At 49.0% G+C, this 19,620-nt stretch carries 22 protein-coding genes; 13 read left to right on the top strand and 9 right to left on the bottom strand.

The features are described from left to right. The first annotated feature begins 5 nt into the window (after positions 1-5). The 4 genes from IE094_RS06405 to IE094_RS06390 are packed head-to-tail and all read left to right on the top strand — an operon-like array spanning position 6 to position 2,893. A complete protein-coding gene (locus IE094_RS06405) occupies positions 6-1,334 on the top strand; it encodes a S41 family peptidase (protein ID WP_189639753.1) in 1,329 nt (442 codons plus the stop codon). A 48-nt stretch (positions 1,335-1,382) separates the two neighbouring features. Further along, a complete protein-coding gene (locus tag IE094_RS06400) occupies positions 1,383-1,868 on the top strand; it encodes an RNA pyrophosphohydrolase (protein WP_189639752.1) in 486 nt (161 codons plus the stop codon). Between the two features lie 55 nt (positions 1,869-1,923). Then, entirely contained in the window at positions 1,924-2,442 is a 519-nt protein-coding gene (locus IE094_RS06395; protein ID WP_189639751.1) for a hypothetical protein, read from the top strand. A gap of 16 nt (positions 2,443-2,458) precedes the next feature. Continuing rightward, positions 2,459-2,893 carry a c-type cytochrome gene (locus IE094_RS06390; protein WP_189639750.1) on the top strand — a complete coding sequence of 145 codons (435 nt, stop codon included), beginning with the start codon at positions 2,459-2,461 and terminating at the stop codon, positions 2,891-2,893. Here IE094_RS06390 and IE094_RS06385 read toward each other — a convergent pair. Both IE094_RS06385 and IE094_RS06380 read right to left on the bottom strand, forming a co-directional pair. Next, positions 2,883-3,653 (bottom strand): hypothetical protein, encoded by a 771-nt coding sequence (locus IE094_RS06385; RefSeq protein WP_229802104.1) that lies wholly within the window; start codon positions 3,651-3,653, stop codon positions 2,883-2,885. The genes IE094_RS06390 and IE094_RS06385 overlap by 11 nt on opposite strands. A gap of 73 nt (positions 3,654-3,726) precedes the next feature. Beyond that, complete coding sequence (locus tag IE094_RS06380; protein WP_189639748.1) at positions 3,727-4,008, bottom strand: I78 family peptidase inhibitor; 282 nt, start codon at positions 4,006-4,008, stop codon at positions 3,727-3,729. A gap of 67 nt (positions 4,009-4,075) precedes the next feature. Between IE094_RS06380 and IE094_RS06375 the strand changes: the two genes are divergently transcribed. Genes IE094_RS06375 through IE094_RS06350 form a run of 6 tightly spaced genes read left to right on the top strand, consistent with a single transcriptional unit; the run spans position 4,076 to position 9,132 of the window. Next, entirely contained in the window at positions 4,076-5,188 is a 1,113-nt protein-coding gene (locus IE094_RS06375; RefSeq protein ID WP_189639747.1) for an S-(hydroxymethyl)glutathione dehydrogenase/class III alcohol dehydrogenase, read from the top strand. Positions 5,189-5,197: 9 nt separating this feature from the next. Continuing rightward, the gene (locus tag IE094_RS06370) at positions 5,198-5,689 is read left to right on the top strand and encodes a GNAT family N-acetyltransferase (protein ID WP_189639746.1); all 492 of its coding nucleotides are present in this window, start codon (positions 5,198-5,200) and stop codon (positions 5,687-5,689) included. Between the two features lie 56 nt (positions 5,690-5,745). Continuing rightward, on the top strand, positions 5,746-7,149 hold the full coding sequence (gene sthA, locus IE094_RS06365) for a Si-specific NAD(P)(+) transhydrogenase (RefSeq protein ID WP_189639745.1): 1,404 nt from the start codon (positions 5,746-5,748) through the stop codon (positions 7,147-7,149). After that, on the top strand, positions 7,146-7,607 hold the full coding sequence (locus IE094_RS06360; RefSeq protein ID WP_189639744.1) for a YaiI/YqxD family protein: 462 nt from the start codon (positions 7,146-7,148) through the stop codon (positions 7,605-7,607). The genes sthA and IE094_RS06360 overlap by 4 nt, the downstream gene beginning before the upstream one ends. After that, complete coding sequence (locus tag IE094_RS06355; RefSeq protein WP_189639743.1) at positions 7,604-8,218, top strand: HAD family hydrolase; 615 nt, start codon at positions 7,604-7,606, stop codon at positions 8,216-8,218. Before IE094_RS06360 ends, IE094_RS06355 begins: the two co-directional genes overlap by 4 nt. A 2-nt stretch (positions 8,219-8,220) precedes the next feature. Next, positions 8,221-9,132 carry an ornithine cyclodeaminase family protein gene (locus IE094_RS06350; RefSeq protein WP_189639742.1) on the top strand — a complete coding sequence of 304 codons (912 nt, stop codon included), beginning with the start codon at positions 8,221-8,223 and terminating at the stop codon, positions 9,130-9,132. Here the strand turns inward: IE094_RS06350 and IE094_RS06345 are convergent. From IE094_RS06345 to IE094_RS06335, 3 genes are all read right to left on the bottom strand, one after another. Next, positions 9,125-10,582, bottom strand: a complete 1,458-nt coding sequence (locus IE094_RS06345; RefSeq protein WP_189639741.1) for a heme biosynthesis protein HemY — start codon at positions 10,580-10,582, stop codon at positions 9,125-9,127. The genes IE094_RS06350 and IE094_RS06345 overlap by 8 nt on opposite strands. A gap of 17 nt (positions 10,583-10,599) precedes the next feature. After that, a complete protein-coding gene (locus IE094_RS06340; RefSeq protein WP_189639740.1) occupies positions 10,600-11,889 on the bottom strand; it encodes a COG4223 family protein in 1,290 nt (429 codons plus the stop codon). A gap of 101 nt (positions 11,890-11,990) precedes the next feature. Next, a complete protein-coding gene (locus IE094_RS06335) occupies positions 11,991-12,692 on the bottom strand; it encodes a uroporphyrinogen-III synthase (RefSeq protein ID WP_189639739.1) in 702 nt (233 codons plus the stop codon). A 77-nt stretch (positions 12,693-12,769) separates the two neighbouring features. Here IE094_RS06335 and tsaD point away from each other — a divergent pair, with 77 nt between their 5' ends. The 3 genes from tsaD to IE094_RS06320 all read left to right on the top strand — a co-directional run bounded on the left by tsaD (position 12,770) and on the right by IE094_RS06320 (position 15,298). Next, positions 12,770-13,867 carry a tRNA (adenosine(37)-N6)-threonylcarbamoyltransferase complex transferase subunit TsaD gene (gene tsaD / locus IE094_RS06330; RefSeq protein ID WP_189639738.1) on the top strand — a complete coding sequence of 366 codons (1,098 nt, stop codon included), beginning with the start codon at positions 12,770-12,772 and terminating at the stop codon, positions 13,865-13,867. Next, positions 13,864-14,835, top strand: a complete 972-nt coding sequence (locus IE094_RS06325; RefSeq protein WP_189639737.1) for an NAD(P)H-dependent glycerol-3-phosphate dehydrogenase — start codon at positions 13,864-13,866, stop codon at positions 14,833-14,835. Before tsaD ends, IE094_RS06325 begins: the two co-directional genes overlap by 4 nt. A gap of 76 nt (positions 14,836-14,911) precedes the next feature. Beyond that, the gene (locus IE094_RS06320; RefSeq protein WP_189639736.1) at positions 14,912-15,298 is read left to right on the top strand and encodes a DUF1761 domain-containing protein; all 387 of its coding nucleotides are present in this window, start codon (positions 14,912-14,914) and stop codon (positions 15,296-15,298) included. Here IE094_RS06320 and IE094_RS06315 read toward each other — a convergent pair. The 4 genes from IE094_RS06315 to IE094_RS06300 all read right to left on the bottom strand — a co-directional run bounded on the left by IE094_RS06315 (position 15,295) and on the right by IE094_RS06300 (position 19,476). Beyond that, entirely contained in the window at positions 15,295-16,014 is a 720-nt protein-coding gene (locus tag IE094_RS06315; RefSeq protein ID WP_189639735.1) for an extensin-like domain-containing protein, read from the bottom strand. The two genes, IE094_RS06320 and IE094_RS06315, sit on opposite strands and share 4 nt — an antisense overlap. A gap of 269 nt (positions 16,015-16,283) precedes the next feature. Continuing rightward, positions 16,284-16,625, bottom strand: a complete 342-nt coding sequence (locus tag IE094_RS06310; RefSeq protein WP_189639734.1) for a DUF2853 family protein — start codon at positions 16,623-16,625, stop codon at positions 16,284-16,286. 137 nt (positions 16,626-16,762) lie between these two features. Next, the gene (locus IE094_RS06305) at positions 16,763-17,404 is read right to left on the bottom strand and encodes a YjbF family lipoprotein (RefSeq protein WP_189639733.1); all 642 of its coding nucleotides are present in this window, start codon (positions 17,402-17,404) and stop codon (positions 16,763-16,765) included. Continuing rightward, positions 17,401-19,476 (bottom strand): YjbH domain-containing protein, encoded by a 2,076-nt coding sequence (locus IE094_RS06300; protein WP_229802102.1) that lies wholly within the window; start codon positions 19,474-19,476, stop codon positions 17,401-17,403. The genes IE094_RS06305 and IE094_RS06300 overlap by 4 nt, the downstream gene beginning before the upstream one ends. Positions 19,477-19,620: the final 144 nt, after the last annotated feature.

The raw sequence follows: 19,620 nt of genomic DNA, 5'->3' as shown, positions 1-19,620 counted from the left end.
ATCTGATGAACAAATTGTTTATGGCAGCTTTGGGTGGCACGCTTGCTGGGGTTGTAATGACATCGCAATTCACCGGCCCTTTGATCGCGCAAGAAACGGCAAAGGTGAAATCGACCTATGAACAGTTGGATTTGTTTGGCGATATCTTTGAGCGCATCCGTTCGGCATATGTCGAAGAGGTTGATGAGGGCAAATTAATCGAAAGCGCAATCAATGGGATGTTAACGTCCCTTGATCCCCACAGCAGCTATATGCCGCCAAGCGATTTTGATTCCATGCAAGTGCAAACACGCGGCGAATTTGGCGGCCTTGGCATCGAAGTGACCCAAGAAAACGGCTTTATCAAAGTTGTATCACCGATTGACGATACACCAGCGGCAAACGCGGGCATCGAGGCGGGCGATTTCATCACAAAGGTCGATGGCGACAGCACAATGGGATTGTCATTGGATGAATCCGTTGAAAAAATGCGCGGGCCTGTTGGATCTGAAATCATCGTCACAATCGCACGCGAAGGCGTCGAAGAACCATTCGATGTGTCAATCGTACGCGATATCATCAAGATCAAAGCAGTACGTGCGCGCACCGAAGGCGAAACCGTTGTTTTGCGCGTGTCATCATTCACCGATCAAACCTATGAAAACCTAGAAGACAGCCTTGCCGATCAAGTGAGCGAGCTTGGCGGGATTGGCAATGTAAACGGGTTTGTCATTGATTTGCGTAACAACCCTGGTGGTTTGTTGAAACAAGCGATCTTGGTTTCCGATGCGTTTTTGAACAAAGGTGAAATCGTTTCAACCCGTGGACGCGACAGCGGTGACAGCGAACGGTTCAACGCAACAGACGGTGATTTGGCACAAGACAAACCCATTGTGGTTTTGATCAATGGCGGATCCGCATCTGCATCTGAAATTGTTGCCGGTGCATTACAAGATCATCACCGCGCGATCATCATCGGCACAACCAGTTTTGGTAAAGGATCGGTTCAAACCATCATGCCACTGCAAGGCGATGGTGCAATCCGTTTAACCACGGCGCGGTATTACACGCCATCTGGGCGATCCATTCAATCGCTGGGCGTGGCGCCCGATATCTTGGTTGAACAACGCCCGCCGCTGGACGATATTCTAGAAGAAGATTCACAGGCGCAACGGTTCGAGGCAGATTTGCGCGGTTCATTGGAAAATGACAGCCTGACAGAAGATGAGCGCAAACAGTTGGAAGAAGAGCGCAATGCGCAAATCGAAACGGCGAAATTGCGTGATCAGGATTATCAGCTCGCATATGCGTTGGATGTGCTCAAAGGTTTGTCCGTTTTGAAAAACGGCAACTAAAACGCGGGGGCGCAACAGCCCCCGCCTATTTTACCCCAAGGTTTCAAGATGACCGAAGAAGAAATTCACGCGCTACCTTATCGTCCATGCGTGGGCATAATGTTGTGCAATCGTGATGGTGGTATTTTCGCAGGTCAGCGTTTGGATAATCCAACCGCCGCGTGGCAAATGCCCCAAGGTGGCGTTGATCCGGGTGAAGACCCCCGCGATGCCGCGTTACGCGAACTAGAAGAAGAAACTGGCATTCCCGCCAACGCCGTGGAAATTGTTACACAAACGGATGATTGGATTCCATATGATCTGCCACATGCGCTGGTTCCCAAATTGTGGAAGGGCAAATATCGCGGGCAAGAACAACAATGGTTTTTGATGCGGTTTTTGGGTGATGATAATTTGGTAAATATCGAAACCGAGCACCCCGAATTTGCAAAATGGTGCTGGATGCCCGCCGATCAACTGTTGGACAGTATCGTGCCATTTAAACGCGCCACATACGAACGGGTTTTACGCGAATTTCAAACCCAACTGGCGTAAGCACCCATTTGATATCTGATAAATCGTTATTACCTGTCTATGCGAGAGGATCGATATGAAACCTATTATTTTACTTGCATGCGCTGGCATGATGGTTGCCCAATCCGCCCACGCGCTGTCATGTATGCGCCCGAATATTGCCCGTTCGTTCAATGATTTTGCCGCGAGCGATGACACATATGTTTTGGGGTTTGGTAAAATAACCGCGACACAAAAAATTGTTAACCCAAACAAGGGTAAAGACGGCACCGCGCAACATGAATCATATTCTGTTCAAGCATCATTCAGCGGTCGATTTATGGGCGATGCAGGATGGGGTGATCCAAAAACCCTGCCTGTGAATGTCCAAGTCCAATGTTTATCCGTGTGGTGTGGTGGGTTTCCAACCGATGACCAAGACGCCATCGCATATTTTCAAAAAACCAGTACCGGATATGTTTTACAAATGGGCCCTTGTGGTGGGCATTACAAAGCATCCCCAACATTACAGGAACAACGCATTTTAAAATCCTGTTTTCGCAATAAAAAATGTTCCAATTCCCAGATTGAAAAACTAGGTGGGACATATCGTTAATTCTTAAGGAGAACTTATGAAACCGATCTACGCATTTTTCGCGGTCTTCGCGCTTGGCGCATCCGCGTTTGCACATGGCAACGCGACGGGTGCTGTATTGGAACGCATGGAAGGGATGAAATCCATACAGGCGGCCATGAAGGTCTTGGGAAAACAAGCCAATTCAAATGACACATTCGACCGCGATTTGGTCAGCGCCGCCGCGAATGACATCGCGGTTCACGCGCATAACATCCCCGCGCTTTTCGCCGAAAAAGATATGTCGATGCCAACCGAGGCAAAAGCAGAGATTTGGGACGATATGGATGCGTTTAACACGCTCGCGCACGATCTGGAATCTGCTGCAATGGCTGCAGCAACGGTGCAAAATGGCGATGATCTAAAATCTGCGATGGCCGCGATTGGTGCATCTTGCAAAGCCTGTCATAGCCAATATCGCATCAAAAATTAAACGGCACATACCAAGACATGCTTATGGATGGGCCATGGTGTGTTTCATCCGAAATATAGCGTCGATCAGCGGTATAGCGCAGATTTAGATTTAAATTCCCACGATCATAAATCGGCCATTTCAACCGAATCCCCCCGTCTATTTTCACCTTGTTATTGTAATCCAATCCTTCGTGATCGGTAACAAATCCTGCACCCAGAAAAACGCCCACGCTTGGCGCTGGGTCGATATGGCGAAGCCGTGTAATTTCGCGTGCGACCTCAAAACGCCCTTGGCCAACCCAATTGTCCGCGCGCGCGCCATCACGCCCGGCAGAATTGCGCAGATTTGCCCACCCGCTCAACACAATTTGATCGCCGTCTTTAGCGGGGTTCAATCGTTTCCACAGATCAAAATCCGCTGTTGCAATCCAGCGCTTGTAGCGTGTTTGCGACAGATCGCGGTTGTCCATGTCATATCGCGCACCAAATGCAACCTTGGCGCCTGCAAACAATTCATATCGCAGCTTTGCACCAATGCTAAGCCGTTGTTTGGAAGCAAAACGGTTGTCTTGGGAATCGCGCGCGCCGAAAAGTGCGCTGTACAAAATGAAATCCGCGGTTCCCAAAACGCGCCCGTAATTCACACTATGCGTCAATGTGGTTTCCGCGTTCAGGTTATCATCATCCGATGGCAATGCCGAATTTGGAAAAACCAAGCTGCCAGAAAAAACGCTACTGGTTTGCGGGGCGGCAATCACGGCGTTGGGGATAATGCTCATCAACAGAAAGGTTATCTTTTTCATATGGCGAGTGTTACCGCCAAGCCTTGAGAAATTCTAAACGTATAAAAATTTACCCACAATAAATACGTTCAATGCGACCTAATTTTCCAATCGCAATGTTCATGCGGTCGCTACGATAATCCATGGTTACAGCCGTATCTGGCCCAATCACGCGGGTGCCTTTTGGCAGTGTGACACCGTTTAGAAAATCTTGAGGCTGCCACAATAAGTGCTGAAATGAATCAGCTGCGCATTCTTGGGGTGCGCCGATCACCTCAACAGGCATTTGCTGTTCGCAAGCTGTTACGCCCACAAGCGCACCGCAGATTAACAAAGTTCTTGTATCAAACATAAATCCATTTTCCTTATGGGGCGAAATTGCCTACACTCTGTCTGAAATATCAGCTTGGAGATGAATCATGATAACACGCGCCGCCGTCGCCATGGAAGCAGGCAAACCACTCGTCGTAATGGATGTAAACCTAGAAGGCCCAAAGGCGGGCGAAGTGTTAATCGAGATCAAGGCCACTGGCCTGTGCCACACCGACGAATTCACACGATCAGGCGACGATCCAGAAGGCGCATTTCCCGCCATCCTTGGCCACGAAGGTGCAGGCATTGTGATCGAGGTTGGCGAGGGTGTCACATCACTAGAAGTTGGCGATCACGTGATCCCGCTTTACACTCCTGAATGTCGCGAATGCGAATATTGTTTGAACCCAAAAACCAATCTGTGCCAAAAAATTCGTGCCACCCAAGGTGCAGGCGTTATGCCCGATGGCACCACGCGGTTTTCCATGATGGATGGCACGCCGATCCTGCATTACATGGGCTGTTCCACATTTGCCAATCACACAGTGATGCCCGAAATCGCATTGGCCAAGGTGCGCAAAGACGCGCCATTCGACAAGATTTGTTATATCGGTTGTGGTGTCACAACGGGCATTGGCGCTGTGATTAACACAGCCAAGGTTGAAATCGGATCAACCGCGATCGTGTTTGGTTTGGGTGGTATTGGTTTGAACGTGGTTCAGGGCTTGCGCCTTGCGGGCGCAGATCAAATCGTTGGTGTTGATTTGAATGATTCCAAGGTTGAAATGGCCACCAAATTTGGCATGACCGATTTTGTGAACCCCAGCGAAGTTGAAGGTGACTTGGTCGAACATCTGGTCAACGTCACGGGTGGTGGCGCGGACTATACATTTGATGCTACTGGCAACGTAAACGTAATGCGCACCGCATTGGAAGCAGCCCACAAAGGTTGGGGCGAAAGCGTCATTATCGGTGTGGCACCAGCAGGTGCGGAAATTTCCACACGTCCATTCCAACTGGTTACTGGGCGCGTGTGGCGCGGCACCGCATTTGGTGGCGCATCTGGACGCACGGATGTTCCCAAGATTGTTGATTGGTACATGGATGGTAAAATCGAGATCGACCCAATGATCACGCATAAACTTTCGCTTGATGAAATCAACGAAGGATTCGAATTGATGCACCAGGGTAAATCCATCCGCGCGGTTGTTGAATTTTAAGTTCGAAAAATGATCCAAATCTCGCCTGCAACAAACGCCGATCAAGATGCAATATGGGCAATCTTGGAACCTGTGTTTCGTGCAGGCGATACGTATGCCATTGATCCAGATATCAGCCGTGAGAACGCGCTGTCATATTGGATGGAAGGTAATCACTCTGCATTTGTTTGCCACGACGGCAACACGGTTTTGGGTACATATTATATTTGTCCCAACCAAGCGGGTAATGGCGCACATATCTGTAATTGTGGATTTGCCACCAGCAACGCGGCACAAGGAAAAGGCGTGGCGCGCGCAATGCTGGATCACGCGCTAACAACCGCCACAACGAAGCAATTTCGTGCCATGCAGTTTAATTTCGTCGTTGCCAGCAACACCCGCGCAATTGCGATATGGCAACGCAATGGGTTTGACGTCATCGGGCGCATTCCCGATGCATTCGATCACCCACAAAACGGCATGGTTGATGCGTTGATAATGTATCGCAAACTGGATGAATAAACCTTGCGTGGGAAAACCCGTGCAAATATCCTGATCATGAAACACGGGAACGACGCATGTCTCATTATGACCTGATTATTATTGGTAGCGGCCCATCCGGGCGCGCTGCCGCGATGCAAGCCGGTAAATTAAAACGCAAAGTGTTGGTTGTGGAACGTGGGCGCAAGGTAGGCGGCGTATCTGTGCATTCAGGTACGATCCCGTCGAAAACCTTGCGTGAAACCATTATGAACCTGTCTGGGTATCGCGAGCGCAGCTTTTATGGTCGTGCGCACCGCGCCAAGGATGTGATCAAGGCGGATGATCTGCGCCAACGGTTGGTTAAGACATTGAACTACGAGGTTGATAACCTTGAAAATATGTTCGCGCGAAATCATGTGGACATCATGCACGGCGAGGCACATTTTACATCGAAATCATCAATCGAAGTCATCGGTGAAGACGACGAACGCATGACCTTCACCGCGGATCGTTTCCTGATCGCAACAGGCACCGTGCCATTTCGCCCCGAATATATCCCGTTCAACGGCAGCACAATTTTGGACAGTGATGACGTGATCGAACTAAACCGTTTGCCCCGTAGCATGATTGTAATTGGTGCGGGTGTAATCGGCGTGGAATACGCCACAATGATGCAAGCACTAGATGTTAAGGTCACATTGATCGAGCCGCGAAAGACGTTTTTGGATTTTATAGATGCCACCCTTATCCAAGATTTTTCACATGAAATCAGAGATATGGGGCTTGACCTTCGACTAGGGTGCAAGGTGACATCGGTGGAAGACGAAGGCGATCAGATCGTTGTGCAAACCGACAATGGGCGGCGTGCTTGTGCGGAAATGTTGTTGTTTGCTGCGGGTCGTATGGGTGCCACCGAAAGCTTGAACTTAAGCGCCTGCGAGCTGGAAACAGATCACCGTGGGCGCGTGAAAGTAACTGAAAAAACCTATCAAACAGAACAACCGCATATCTATGCGACGGGCGATGTTATTGGGTTTCCATCGCTCGCGTCAACCTCGCTATCACAAGGGCGCATTGCGGCATGTCATGCGTTGGGTGAAAAAACCCTACCTGAATCACCGTGGTTTCCGTATGGCATTTATGCTGTACCCGAAATTTCAACCTGCGGCATGTCCGAAGAAGAGCTTCAGGAGCGTGGCATTCCATACGAAGTTGGGATCGGCAAGTTTCGCGAAACATCACGCGGCAACATCATGGGCATCGAACATGGCGTTCTAAAAATGCTGGTCAGTCTGAAAACGCGCCGTATTTTGGGCGTTCAAATCATGGGCGAAGGCGCGACAGAGCTTATCCATATTGGACAAGCCGTGATGAACCATTCGGGCACTGTGGATTATTTCATTGAAAACACGTTCAATTATCCAACATTGGCAGAAGCATATAAAGCGGCTGGTTTCGATGCATGGCAACGTATGCCAAAGCCCGAAATGAAATCATGACCAGTGTTTATGTCGATGCCGACGCTTGCCCCGTCAAAGACGAGGTCGTGCGCGTGGCCGAGCGCCACAAATGCAAAGTCTTCATCGTATCAAACGGCGGTTTGCGCCCCAATCCGCACCCGCTGGTGGAAAATATCATTGTTCCAGACGGCCCAGATATCGCCGATATGTGGATCGCGGATCGCGCAAAGTTGGGCGATGTGGTGATCACGGGGGACATTCCCTTGGCGGCAAAAACCGTTGCTGGTGGGGCGCGAACCATTCGCCACAATGGCGATATGTTTACATCAGCAAACATCGGTAACCAATTGGCAACGCGTGATTTAATGGCGGATGTCCGCGCCGCAGATCCATTTCATCGCGACGGTGGAAAACCATTTTCCAAGGCGGACCGATCCAATTTTCTCAATAGCCTAGAGCGCGAAATTCGCGCGGCATTAAAGGAGACCGCCCCATGATTACCGCCGTTATTTTTGACATTGGAAATGTTCTGATCGAATGGCAGCCAGAACGGCTTTATGATGCGGTGATTGGCGCGGATCGACGCAAAGCGATGTTTGCGGAAATTGATCTGCACGGCATGAATGACAGCATTGATCGCGGCGCACCGTTCAAAGAAACTATTTATGACTTTGCCGAGAAAAATCCAAAATGGCGTGACGAAATTCGAATGTGGCATGATCGTTGGATCGAAATGGCAGCACCCGTTATTCCCCAATCTGTAAGCTTGCTGCGAACATTAAGATCAAAGGGTATTCCTGTGTTTGCATTAACAAATTTCGGAATTCAAAGCTTTGATTATGCTGAAACGGTGTATGATGTTTTGGGCGAATTTGATCAACGATATGTCTCTGGGCACATGGGTGTAATCAAGCCCGATGCGCTGATCTATGAAATGGTCGAAGAGCGTTGTGGCCATGCACCAGAAAATCTGTTGTTCACCGACGATCGCGCAGACAATATCGAAATGGCAAAATCACGCGGGTGGAATACCCACCTGTTCACAACATCCAGTGGATGGGCGGATTGTCTGGTCGAACATGGGTTGCTCACCAAATCTGAGATTTAGTTATGGCACATATACCATTGATATCATTCGAAGAAATGAACGGCGTCCTTTCGTGGACAGACATGGCAAATGCTATTCATGCGGGTCACGCTTTGCCCAAAGCACAGCTTCAAGATGTCTTTATCCGTCGCGATGCCGATACGTTGTTAAACCGAAGTGCGTGGATCGATGGGCTGGGTGTAGCGGTTAAAGCCGCCACCATTTTCCCGAAATCCAACCCATCAGTGGATGGCGGAATGCTGGTGTTTAATGACGACAATGGCACGCTTGAAGCAGTGGTCGATTTCAAACTGGTCACAAAGTGGAAAACCGTTGCAGATAGTATGTTAGGCGCGAGCCTGTTGGCCCGCCCTGACAGCAAACGATTGTTGGTTGTGGGTGCAGGTACCGTCGCGGAAAATCTGATTGCCGCATACCAAGAGTTTTTCGACCTTGATCAGATTTCTGTATGGAGCCGTAGCGGTGAGAGCGCCGAAAAATTGGCGCAAAAAGCCAATTTGACACCTGTCAGTGATTTGCAAACGGCCGTTGCCAATGCCGATATTGTTAGCTGTGCAACCATGGCAACCGCACCCGTGGTGTTGGGGGAATGGCTGCGGGCGGGGCAGCATATCGATTTGATCGGTGCGTATCGCGGCGATATGCGGGAGGTCGATGATAACGCTTTGACCCGCGCAAACATATTTGTGGATTCGCGCGAAACCACGATTGATCATATTGGCGAGCTGAAAATCCCCATTGCGGATGGTGCAATCAACACAGATGATATTATTGCCGATTATTACGATATTTCCACAGGCAAGTTCGCACGTAAATCAGACAGCGAAATCACCCTATTTAAAAATGGTGGTGGTGCGCATATGGATTTGATGATTGCCAAGGCGATCATCAAAATTTGGCAACAGACTAATTAGACGATACAGTTTCATCAGGGGCGATAATCTCGGCCTCTTGAACGTCAACATCTGGCTGTTTTTCGGTCTCTCCCGTTAACATACCAGCGGTAAAGCCGAGCATTGCGGTGCTGCTTTGCAAATCGGCGCTGGTTGGGGGAACCTTCCATGCCAAGGTATCAAAACCGGCACAGTTTTCGCATCGTGGTGTCCATGCTGCGTGTATGTTTGAACAATTTCCACAGACCCATTGTGCACCGCGCGGGGCATCCAATGCCTTGTTCAACCAACCGCGCACGACCTGTTCCGATGCACCCTCGCCTTTTTCAATGGCTGCCATGATGGTTAACGAACGTGTGGTGGGCTCGTCCTGTGCCAATTCACGCGCCGCGCGGCGTGCTGCGGGAAAATCTTCGTCCGCAAGTGCAAGTTCAGCCTTTAGCAATTTTGTTTCACTGCTGTCGGGGTGCTGTTTCGTCAATACGCCAAAACGTTTCAATCGCGCGCCCGGTGTTTCGTCTGGTGCAACTTCTGCCAATGCGGCAGCAAGATCAGGGTGCGGATTTGCCCCCCATGCCTTTTTCAACACGGCCGTGGCGGCGCGTTTGTTGTTGTCCAACATATACATTTCAGATGCCAGCACCGCAGCAGGAACCAATGCAGGTGACAGTTTATTCGCATAGAGCGCCGCATTTTTGCCAGCCTCAATATCGCCCGCATCCAGCATTTGGCGCGCATCGGCAAGTGCAACCACCGCCTCGCGGCGCTTGCCGACATCCTTGGGCAGGTTGTTCGTGCGAACCTTTGCCTCGATGGTTTTTTGTGCGCCTTGCCATTGGGATTTTTCCGTTTGCAAATCAAACAAGGTTTGCAATGTCGCCCCATGATTGGGGCGCAGCGCGAATGCCTTTTCCGCTAGCTTTAGCGCGGTATCCGTATCACCATCCGCCAGTTTTTGTTTCATAATGCCATGCACACCGACAAAACGCGTGCGATCATTATCCAACAATTGTTTGTAGTATTTCATCGCACGATCTGTATCGCCGTTCAATTCGGCGGCTTGGGCGCTGATCAAATTTGTAAGCTCGGGTTTATCCAAATACCGTTCAGCGGTCGCGATCTGTTTGATTGCGGTGCGTCCTTCGCCTGCGGCCATTGCAACCATGCCATCGGTCAACGCATCAAACCCGCGTTTTTCTTTGTTACGGCCAAAATAACGCGTGATCGCGGTTTCATCCCCGTTAAAAAATTTAAAGATAGAAATTGCCAAACCCACCAAAAATTCGGTGACCCACAATGCGGCAATAAACAACACAATCGCCAAAACCGCCTGCATTGGTGAAATGCTGATTTCTTGGTCGCCAAATTGAATGTTCACGGATCCGCCCGTGTCAATCACTTGGCCTGCGCCAAACGTGATGGCCGCAATGACAACAACGAAAAGGATGATTTTAACAAGAGACCAAAGCATAAAAAATTCCTTTTCGATTAACTGTCAAATGACGCGGAAATTGATTGCAATGCTGATTGAGCATCAACACGCGCGGTCGCATTTCCAATCCAGTCGGACATCGCTGATTTTGCACCATCATTGAGCGTTGCCAATTCCGTCAGCGCCATGGCCAAATCGTTTTCGTCCAATGCACCCTGTACACGCGACAATATCGCATCGGTGCCATTGCCAGCCTTGGGTGTTAATGACCGCACGGTGACTTGGGATTTGAAAAACGAAGAAATCTTGCCGCCCACACCTTCCGCTTGTTCAGATGCAATTGATGCCTTGAGTGCGGCGTGCGCAGCAGGAGAGAAATCTGATTTCAACTGTGCCATTGGCATCACGCCAGATTGTGCAACATTTGACAGTGCTTGGGGTATTTCCACACCATTATTTCCCAAATGTACCAGAACGGTTTCAAAACCAGCACCCGATTCAATTGCGCCTGACAGATCGCTAATCGCTTTCTTTACTTCGGCATTTGCCACGCGTGCATTTGCGGTTTCTGTGACAGCCGCGATTTTGGTTTCCGCTTCTTGAACCTTGCGTTCAGAGGTTACAGAAACCTCGTCAATTTTTTGGCTAAGCGAACCTTGTTTCGATGACACATCGTTAAGCTCTGCTTTTAAACCTTCGATTGTCGCGGCGTAGCCAGCGATTTTGGCGGCTGTAGCATCATCAACTGTGCCGCCATTCAAATCGACATCGGCCAATTGATCCGTCAATGTTGAAAGCTGTGCGGCCACGCCTTCCATACGGGTTTCAATGGATGACAAGCGCGATTCAATATTTGCGCTGTCAGCAGCAGCCAGTTTATCTTCAAACTCCTGAATCGTGGCAGCGTTTTTGGAATCATATGCCGCGAGGGCTGCGTCAATTGCGGCTTGCGTATCATTCGCATTGGCAAGATCGGCGAATTTCGTATCCAACTCGCCACGCAATTCTGTGATTTGTTGTGTTGCACCCGATTGTCCCGGTGCCAAAAATTGTGCGACAGGCGACAAACCAGCGGGCAAATGAGGTGCAATTTTTGGACCACCCCAAAGCGCAATACCACCACCAAGTGTCAACAACACCAAACCCGTCAACACCATCGACGACAACGACGAACCGTGCGCCATGTCTTCGGTATCATCGTGATGGTCTTCTTCGAATTCGGACGCTGCGTCGTCGTGTGATGTTTCCAGAACCTCAGGCTCTACGATTGGGGTTTCTTCAACAGATGTTTTCGCGGCGGTTTCATCCGCTATTTTGTTCGTTGGTTTGGTATCTTCATTCGCCACGCTCGATATCCCCTTGATCGCCTGTTCCCTTAATATAGGGCGCTTTCATCCCCTATAAAAGGTTTGCAGGGAATTCTATGAGTCGACAAGCAAAGATTACGTTATTTACCTGCGGTATATGCGCCTGACACAACCGTTAACATCCCTGCGCGGTTTGGCTTTGAGGCGACTTCAATTTGAATGTACGACATATCATCGAATATTTGTGCGACTTGATTGCTGATACATGGCAAAATCAAATGGCGCGGTTGAATATGGCGTAACTGACTGTGTAACACCTGTGCACTATTGGTCGAAAAAACAGGTATAACACATTGTTCTGTTTGGATTATTTTCGTACATATCTGATCCAAATCCAAACTAATTTGCCGATATGCAGCGAATGTTTCGCATTCAATCCCGCGACGATCTAAATTTTCGCCCAAATCAAACGATATCTGTTCGCCATGAATGTAAACCACGGGGCCTTCGGTTATCATACCCGCCAATGCGGCCCCATCACCCGATCCTTGGGTCACGAAAAAACCTGCTGCCCGTGCGCGGGCTGCGGTTGCGTCATTTACACAATATGCGTGATTGCCCACGGGGCGATGGTTGCGCAAATAGGCATCCACGCCATTTGCTGAGGTAAACGCAAAAATGCGATTCTTTGGAGCGGGTAGTTTGATCGGTAAAAATTCAATTTCAACAAGCGGCGCGTAATGCACCGTCACATCATCGCAATTTCGACGAAGCGAATCGACGAAATCACGCGCCTGTCCGCTGGGGCGTGTCATGATCAAAATTGGTTTTGGCTGTGGCATGGTTGCTTTGCATTGAATGGGGCGTTCTGGGATGATACCCAGTTGGTGAATATGAACATGCAATGGGCCGATTGGCAATGGAACAGAATATCACAATCCTTGGGATCGAAAGCAGCTGTGACGATACCGCCGCCGCCGTGTTACAACACCAAGACGGCAAGGGCGAAATCTTGTCATCCGTTGTTTCAGGCCAAGAAGACTTGCACGCTGCATTTGGTGGTGTCGTTCCCGAAATTGCCGCACGCGCACATGCCGAACGATTGGATCTCTGTGTTGAAATGGCCATTTCCGAGGCCAATGTATCATTATCCGACATTGACGCAATCGCGGTTACCGCGGGACCAGGTTTAATCGGTGGTGTCATCAGCGGCGTGATGTGCGCCAAAGGATTGGCAGCGGGGCTAAACAAACCGTTGATCGGCGTGAATCATTTGGCAGGCCATGCATTAACCCCGCGCATGACGGATGGCGTTGCCTATCCCTATTTGATGTTATTGGTTAGCGGTGGACATTGCCAATTTTTGGCCGTCCATAGCGCGGAAAAATTCACCCGACTAGGTGGCACAATTGATGATGCACCGGGTGAAGCATTCGATAAAACAGCCAAGCTTCTGGCGCTTGGATATCCTGGCGGACCATTGGTGGAAAAGGCCGCGGCCGTGGGTGATCCCGCCCGCTTCAAATTCCCCCGCCCGCTGTTGGATCGTGCAGGATGTGACATGTCGTTTTCGGGATTAAAAACCGCATTACGCCGTGCGCGTGATCAAATCGTTTCCGAAAAAGGTGGGATCAGCGAACAAGACAGATCCGACCTATGCGCCAGTTTTCAAATGGCCGCCGCCGATACATTGGCCGAAAAAACTCGCCGTGCGTGTTTGGCGTTTTTGGAATTATGTGGAACAAAAACACCTGTCATTGCTGTTGCTGGCGGTGTTGCGGCGAATGGCGTTATTCGTGGCAAACTGGAACAGGCGGCACATAATGCTGGGTTCAAATTCCTTGCGCCACCGATGAAATATTGCACCGACAATGCCGCGATGATCGCATGGGCCGGTTTGGAACAATTCAACGCTGGTCGCATTGACGATATGACACTTTCAGCGCGTCCGCGATGGCCGTTGGATAAAGCAGCAGCACCAATGCTTGGGTCAGGGAAAAAGGGAGCCAAGGCATGAATAACATTGGGGTTATCGGCGCGGGTGCGTTTGGTACGGCAATGGCATATGTTTTCGCAAATGACGGCAATCACGTCACCCTTTGGGGGCGCGATCAGACCAAAATGGACGCCATGGCGCAATCGGGTGTGAATGCGGATTATCTGCCCGATTTGCCATTGCCAAACGGATTGTTGCCCACATCCGATTTTACGCGACTGTCCGATATGGATGCGATTTTGATGGTCGTACCAGCGCAACAATTGCGCGGTTTATTGACGCAAACTAATTTTGACAAAATCACCTGTCCCATTATTTTTTGCGCCAAAGGGATCGAAACAGATAGCGGAAAATTACAAACAGAAATCGGCGCCGAACGGTTACCTAACCACCAATTAGCTGTGATCACGGGCCCCGGGTTTGCAGGCGAAATCGCAAGTGGAAAACCCACTGCGCTAACCATTGCTGCCGATGACCCAACACTCGGCGAACGATTACAAGAAATGTTATCGACCCCCAGTTTGCGATTATATCTGTCCAACGATATGCGCGGTGCACAATTGGGTGGTGCGTTGAAGAACGTATTGGCAATTGCCTGTGGCATTGTCGCGGGTAGCGGCCTTGGCCAGAGCGCGCAGGCCGCATTGATGACACGCGGATTTGCGGAAACCTCACGGCTTGGTCTAGCGATGGGAGCGAAAATCGAAACACTGTCTGGACTATCTGGATTTGGTGATTTGGTGTTAACCTGTACATCAAAACAATCACGCAATTTTTCGTTTGGCTATACGCTTGGCCAGACTGGCGCATTTTCCACCGGCAAAACATACGAAGGCGTAGCAACTGCAAAGGCGTGTTTGAAATTGGCGGAACAATTCAATGTTGAGATGCCCATTGCACAAACAGTTGCGGATATCTTGGATGGACAGATGGATGTTCCAAGCGCCCTTACATCACTGATGTCGCGCCCGTTGAAGGCCGAAAATTAACCAACCTCGCAATACCACAAAACGCTAGATTTTTCACCCTCACCCTTGCATAATTTCCACAAACAGGGAGGAAATTATGCAATTCATCGCCGTCATTATCGCCGCCGCTGCAAGTTTTGGGTTTGGTGCAATCTGGTACATGAGCCTTGCTAAACCTTGGATGGCAGCTTCGGGTATCAGCGAAGAACAGGTCAAGGCGGGCGCAAGCCCTGCGCCATATATAATCGCATTTATCAGCGCCATATTGGTGGCGGGCATGATGCGCCACATTTTTGCAAGTAGCGGCATTGATACCGGCGCCAAGGGGTTGGTTAGCGGGCTTGGTATCGGATTGTTTTTGGCATCCCCGTGGCTCGCGACCTGTTATTCATTTGGGATGCGCCCCAGAAAATTAATCGCAATTGACGCTGGTTACATCACATTTGGCAGCGCCATTATGGGGTTTGTATTGGGGTTGTTTTAACGACAACTGTTCCAACGACCCTGATCAAAATGAAAATGATCTTTGTGCAGGGCGTTGTAATCTGGGCTTAGCGTGACTTTGAACCAATCACAGGCACCATCACGAATTGTACGCAGAAATTCACCCTTTTCAGATTGATCATCCCAATCCGACAAAACTGAAATTTTCTGTCCGTCTGCCAATACAAACCCTGCAATATCAACCGCGTTAGCGGTTGCATGTTCGCTCATACGGCGGCGCTGGCCATTTGTTGTACGTATTGGGCGGCATGAAAAACTGGCAAAATGTTCTACACGCGCCACCGATTGACCCAAAAGTTCAAAAGCGGCGGATTGTAGCGCATGGCGTTCCCATAGCGCCAATCGCAACGCAATTTCGCATTTCGTTTCCAACGGCGCGATGACAGATTGTCCAGCTCCGCGCATCACAACGCGGTTTGTAATGTTGCAATCATTGGTTTCCACACGATCAGATAAGGATTGAAAATTCGCACCCATTTGCGCCAAAAGCACACCACATTGTGTGGGGTTTTTAAGAACCCTATTTAGTTTGATATTCGAAAACGCAGAAAACTGTGCCGTTGGATCAAACGGGGTTGTTGGGTTCCACATATCGGGCAGCGGCGAATTTGGAAGATAAATCAAACCAGCGATCACCATGCTCCACAACAAGCACAGGGAAAACATCACTCCGTTTAACCAACGTAAAAACCGCATCTAATCCGTCCAATTTAAGGCTGCAAGGAACACCTTTTGCAACAAAAGTTCAATGCAAAAGAAAAGGGGCGACCCGTGTCGGAACGCCCCTTACCCCACGCCCCAAAATGGAGCCTCACCAATTTCTTGAATTGGAATATAGGCCGAAATACTTGGGCATTACAAATTTTGTTTGCGAATAAATTATGACAATTCAATTTCTTAACCATTGTCTTAAATAAAAAAGGGGCGCGAATGCACCCCTTTAGAATCGAATAGTTTTGATCAAATCAACCGTAAACGGATTCTTTGCCAAAATGTTTTGTCAGCATGTAATAGACAACTGCGCGATATTTTGAACGCTCTGAACGGCCATATGTGTCCATTGCTTGATTGATTGCATCCATCAATGCCGGGCTGTCAGCCAAGCCCAATTTTTTAATCAGGAAATTGTTTTTCACTGTTTCAAGTTCGGCTGCTTGTGTTGCCGCAACAGTTGATGCGTCATTGTTGTAAATAGCTGGTCCGCAACCGATGGTTACTTTGGTCAACAGATCCATATCTGGTGACATGCCACATTTGTTTTTCAAATCGTCTGCGTATACCGCGATCAAATCGTCTCTTTTGCCCATGAAATTGCTCCTTGTTTGCAAAGCAGGTTATTAATTTCGGCAACAGAAAATCTAACTCTGCCACCTCCCATGGGTTAAAGATAGGGTATGTTGCCGCCCAAAAAAAGAGGCAAGATGTAGAAACATCTTTTCTTTGGCTAGTTATTCAAAATCTCGATGATCGCATGCCCCATTTGCGGCCCGATCCATTGCTCAGATTTCCAAACCTTACCAGATGCTTGGCTGATCCAATATCGATTTTTAAAAGCGTGTGTTGGGCTTTTGCAGACTTCTTCTACACGCGCTAGAGTATAGCTTTTCTCTACGATCGTGATTGTTTCGCTTGTTTGCCCTTCAAATTCACATCTGAATTGGATTTGAGCGAGATGATTTTCTGGCGTTAGATACCGATAGGTTCGATCATTTGAACCACTGGACCCCATCGCCATCAAATCAAATTCCAACCCGCGCGTCGCGACTAGTTTATTATTTCTAATCGTAAACGTTTTACCACCTTTGTTCAAAAAAGTACGGTTTGAACCGTTTTGTGACACCATGGTAAACAATGATTTCACGCCCGCTCTGGGTACAGAAATCTGTGCGATGCTTTGATCTACATTTGCAATGCTTGCACGGCTAAGCGGTTTTGGTTTAACACCTGAACGTTTCGCCTTTCGCGCGGCGATCATTTTTTTCGCGGTGTCGCTCATCAATCCACCACCAGCAACATTGTTTTTGCTGCTACACGCGCCAAGACTTATTGCAATGGCGACCCCAATTAACAGGCCAATTCGTTTCATCGCCAAAACCTTCCCCAAGAACCAGATACCGCATTCGTGTGATAGTCCTTCACAATCGGATACAATCGGTTCTCCACATTAAGTCGTGCACCACCATCCCGCGTTAATGATGTCAGCGTGTTATTCACAGTTTTCTTGCTTGATGTACCGACTGCCCATGCAAGCGGAATTTCCATTCGCACACCTTTGTCAAAGCTGCCTTCGCCAAAATCTTCGGCGGGCACATCAGTAAGCGTTGCATAGGCGCCGATTTTCCAGCCGTTATCAAACGTGCGATCCACAGAAAACGTTGCGCCAACATCACCCGCCAAATAGCGCCCTGCATCCAATTGCAAAGCAAAACCATTTTTCATATCCAGATATCCAGACACATGCCCCGTCACAACGGAATAGTCGCGAAAGCCCAATCGCATATCAAAATCACGCTGTTTGACATAATTGATTTCAGCGCCCAATCCCCAGTTTTGTTCAACAGGTTTATACAGCACCTCCGCCGAAACACCCCCGTACATTTTTTCCAAATAACCCGCCGAAACACGGCCATATACCGCAGGGGATATTTTAAACAAATAGTCCGCGGTCAAACGATCCAACGCGGGATCGCCATGGCGGTTATATTGACCGACATCCGTGCGCACCGCTGGCAGGTTGCTTTCACTTGGGGAAGGTTCAAAATCATTTTTGATAAGCTTTTTGGATACCGAACCACTGATCGAAAAACCTGGTGATATGTCCAAATCCCCACGCAAACGTAATCCACCTGTCACCGCAAATGGATCGTCAGAATCGAAAACCTTGATCGAAACATATGGTGCAAGTGACCATGTGAAATCGGGATAGAGTTCTGGATCAAGTTCACCATTTGCTGGCAGCTTTTGCGCATCACTCAAATCAAACGCGCTTGCGCTTTTGACGATGCCATTTGGGTCATTTTCAAATTTTTCCAGTTGACCGCGATTGATCGTCATCGAGGCAACTGGCAGGCCCTGTTCAACGGGCGTGATAACAAACGTATCCACGGAATCGGGCATGACAAATGCCATTGCACGCGCGGCGCGCCCATACGCCTGAGCAGTGGTAAGGTAACGATTGTTACGCACACGCAATTCAGCACGATTTGCACTTAGAGCCAATGATTCAACAACCAAACCTTCTTTGTTCAACAAAGTGTTTAGCTGTTTACGACCCTTTGCGTTGATATTGTCAACGGTTTGCCAATCTGTTGAACGATCCACAGGGCGGGCGCGTGGGGTTATTGGCAACGGTGCACGATCCCGAACACCACGACCACCCGTTTTTGGATTGAGTGATGTGGTAAACCGCAGCCCAAGTTCGGACCCGTACATGTAATAAAGCCCGACACTATATGAATCATTGCGTGAATATTCCAAACCGAAATTCAACGGCGACTTGCGATCAAAGGTAATTTCAGAGCGCCGGTTTGGGAAATTTTCATCGCGATCAAGCGTGTTTTCAATCGCATATTTATCGGATGAATATTCAACCTTTGCACGCAATCCCTTCACGGGTGTTTGCCATTCAACGCCGCCAAAAAATCCCGCGGGGCCGCTGAACCAATCGTCGACGGATGGCTTGCCGCCCAAGTTTCCTTCGCGATAGACTTGGATATCATTGCTGTTGGAAAAGCGTCCCCAACCGACACCACCCGTTACCTTGAGCTTGGGTGTAATGTTTTTTGTGGCGACAATATATTGACCAGAATAAATTCCTGTGCCCATGAAATCACGCAAACCAATGGCAAGTGCTGGGCGGTATTTGGTCTCATCGAGCAAACGATACTGAAAATCAAAACTACGATCGTAGGTTTCGTTGTCAAACACCCAGTTATCAATCTTTGTGTATCGAAATGTTCCTGACAGGCGCGGGGTCACTTGAAACGTGAATGTACCGCGAACTGACCCAGCGAAACTGGAAATCGTCGTGGAAAAATCCGCATCTGGTTGGCTCTCTGCCGATGGCATATCGATCAAGCCTGACGTGCCAAACATGTTCATTGATGGTCCAAATGACAGGGACTGGGCCGAAATGGCGGATGCGCTGACCGTTAACATCAACGTTGAAATACATCGCAAACGATGTTGAAATTTGCTGGCTCTGCCCACCTGACTGCCCCTTCACTTAACGCGAACTTTTGTTGGTTATAACAATAGCATCTCTAAAAGAGAAAGTTAAATCGTCAGGCAAAAAATTGCGCG

The sequence above is a fragment of the Paramylibacter ulvae genome (assembly GCF_014652655.1).
GTDB lineage: Bacteria > Pseudomonadota > Alphaproteobacteria > Rhodobacterales > Rhodobacteraceae > Amylibacter > Amylibacter ulvae.
This window is presented reverse-complemented; position numbering and strand designations above follow the sequence as displayed.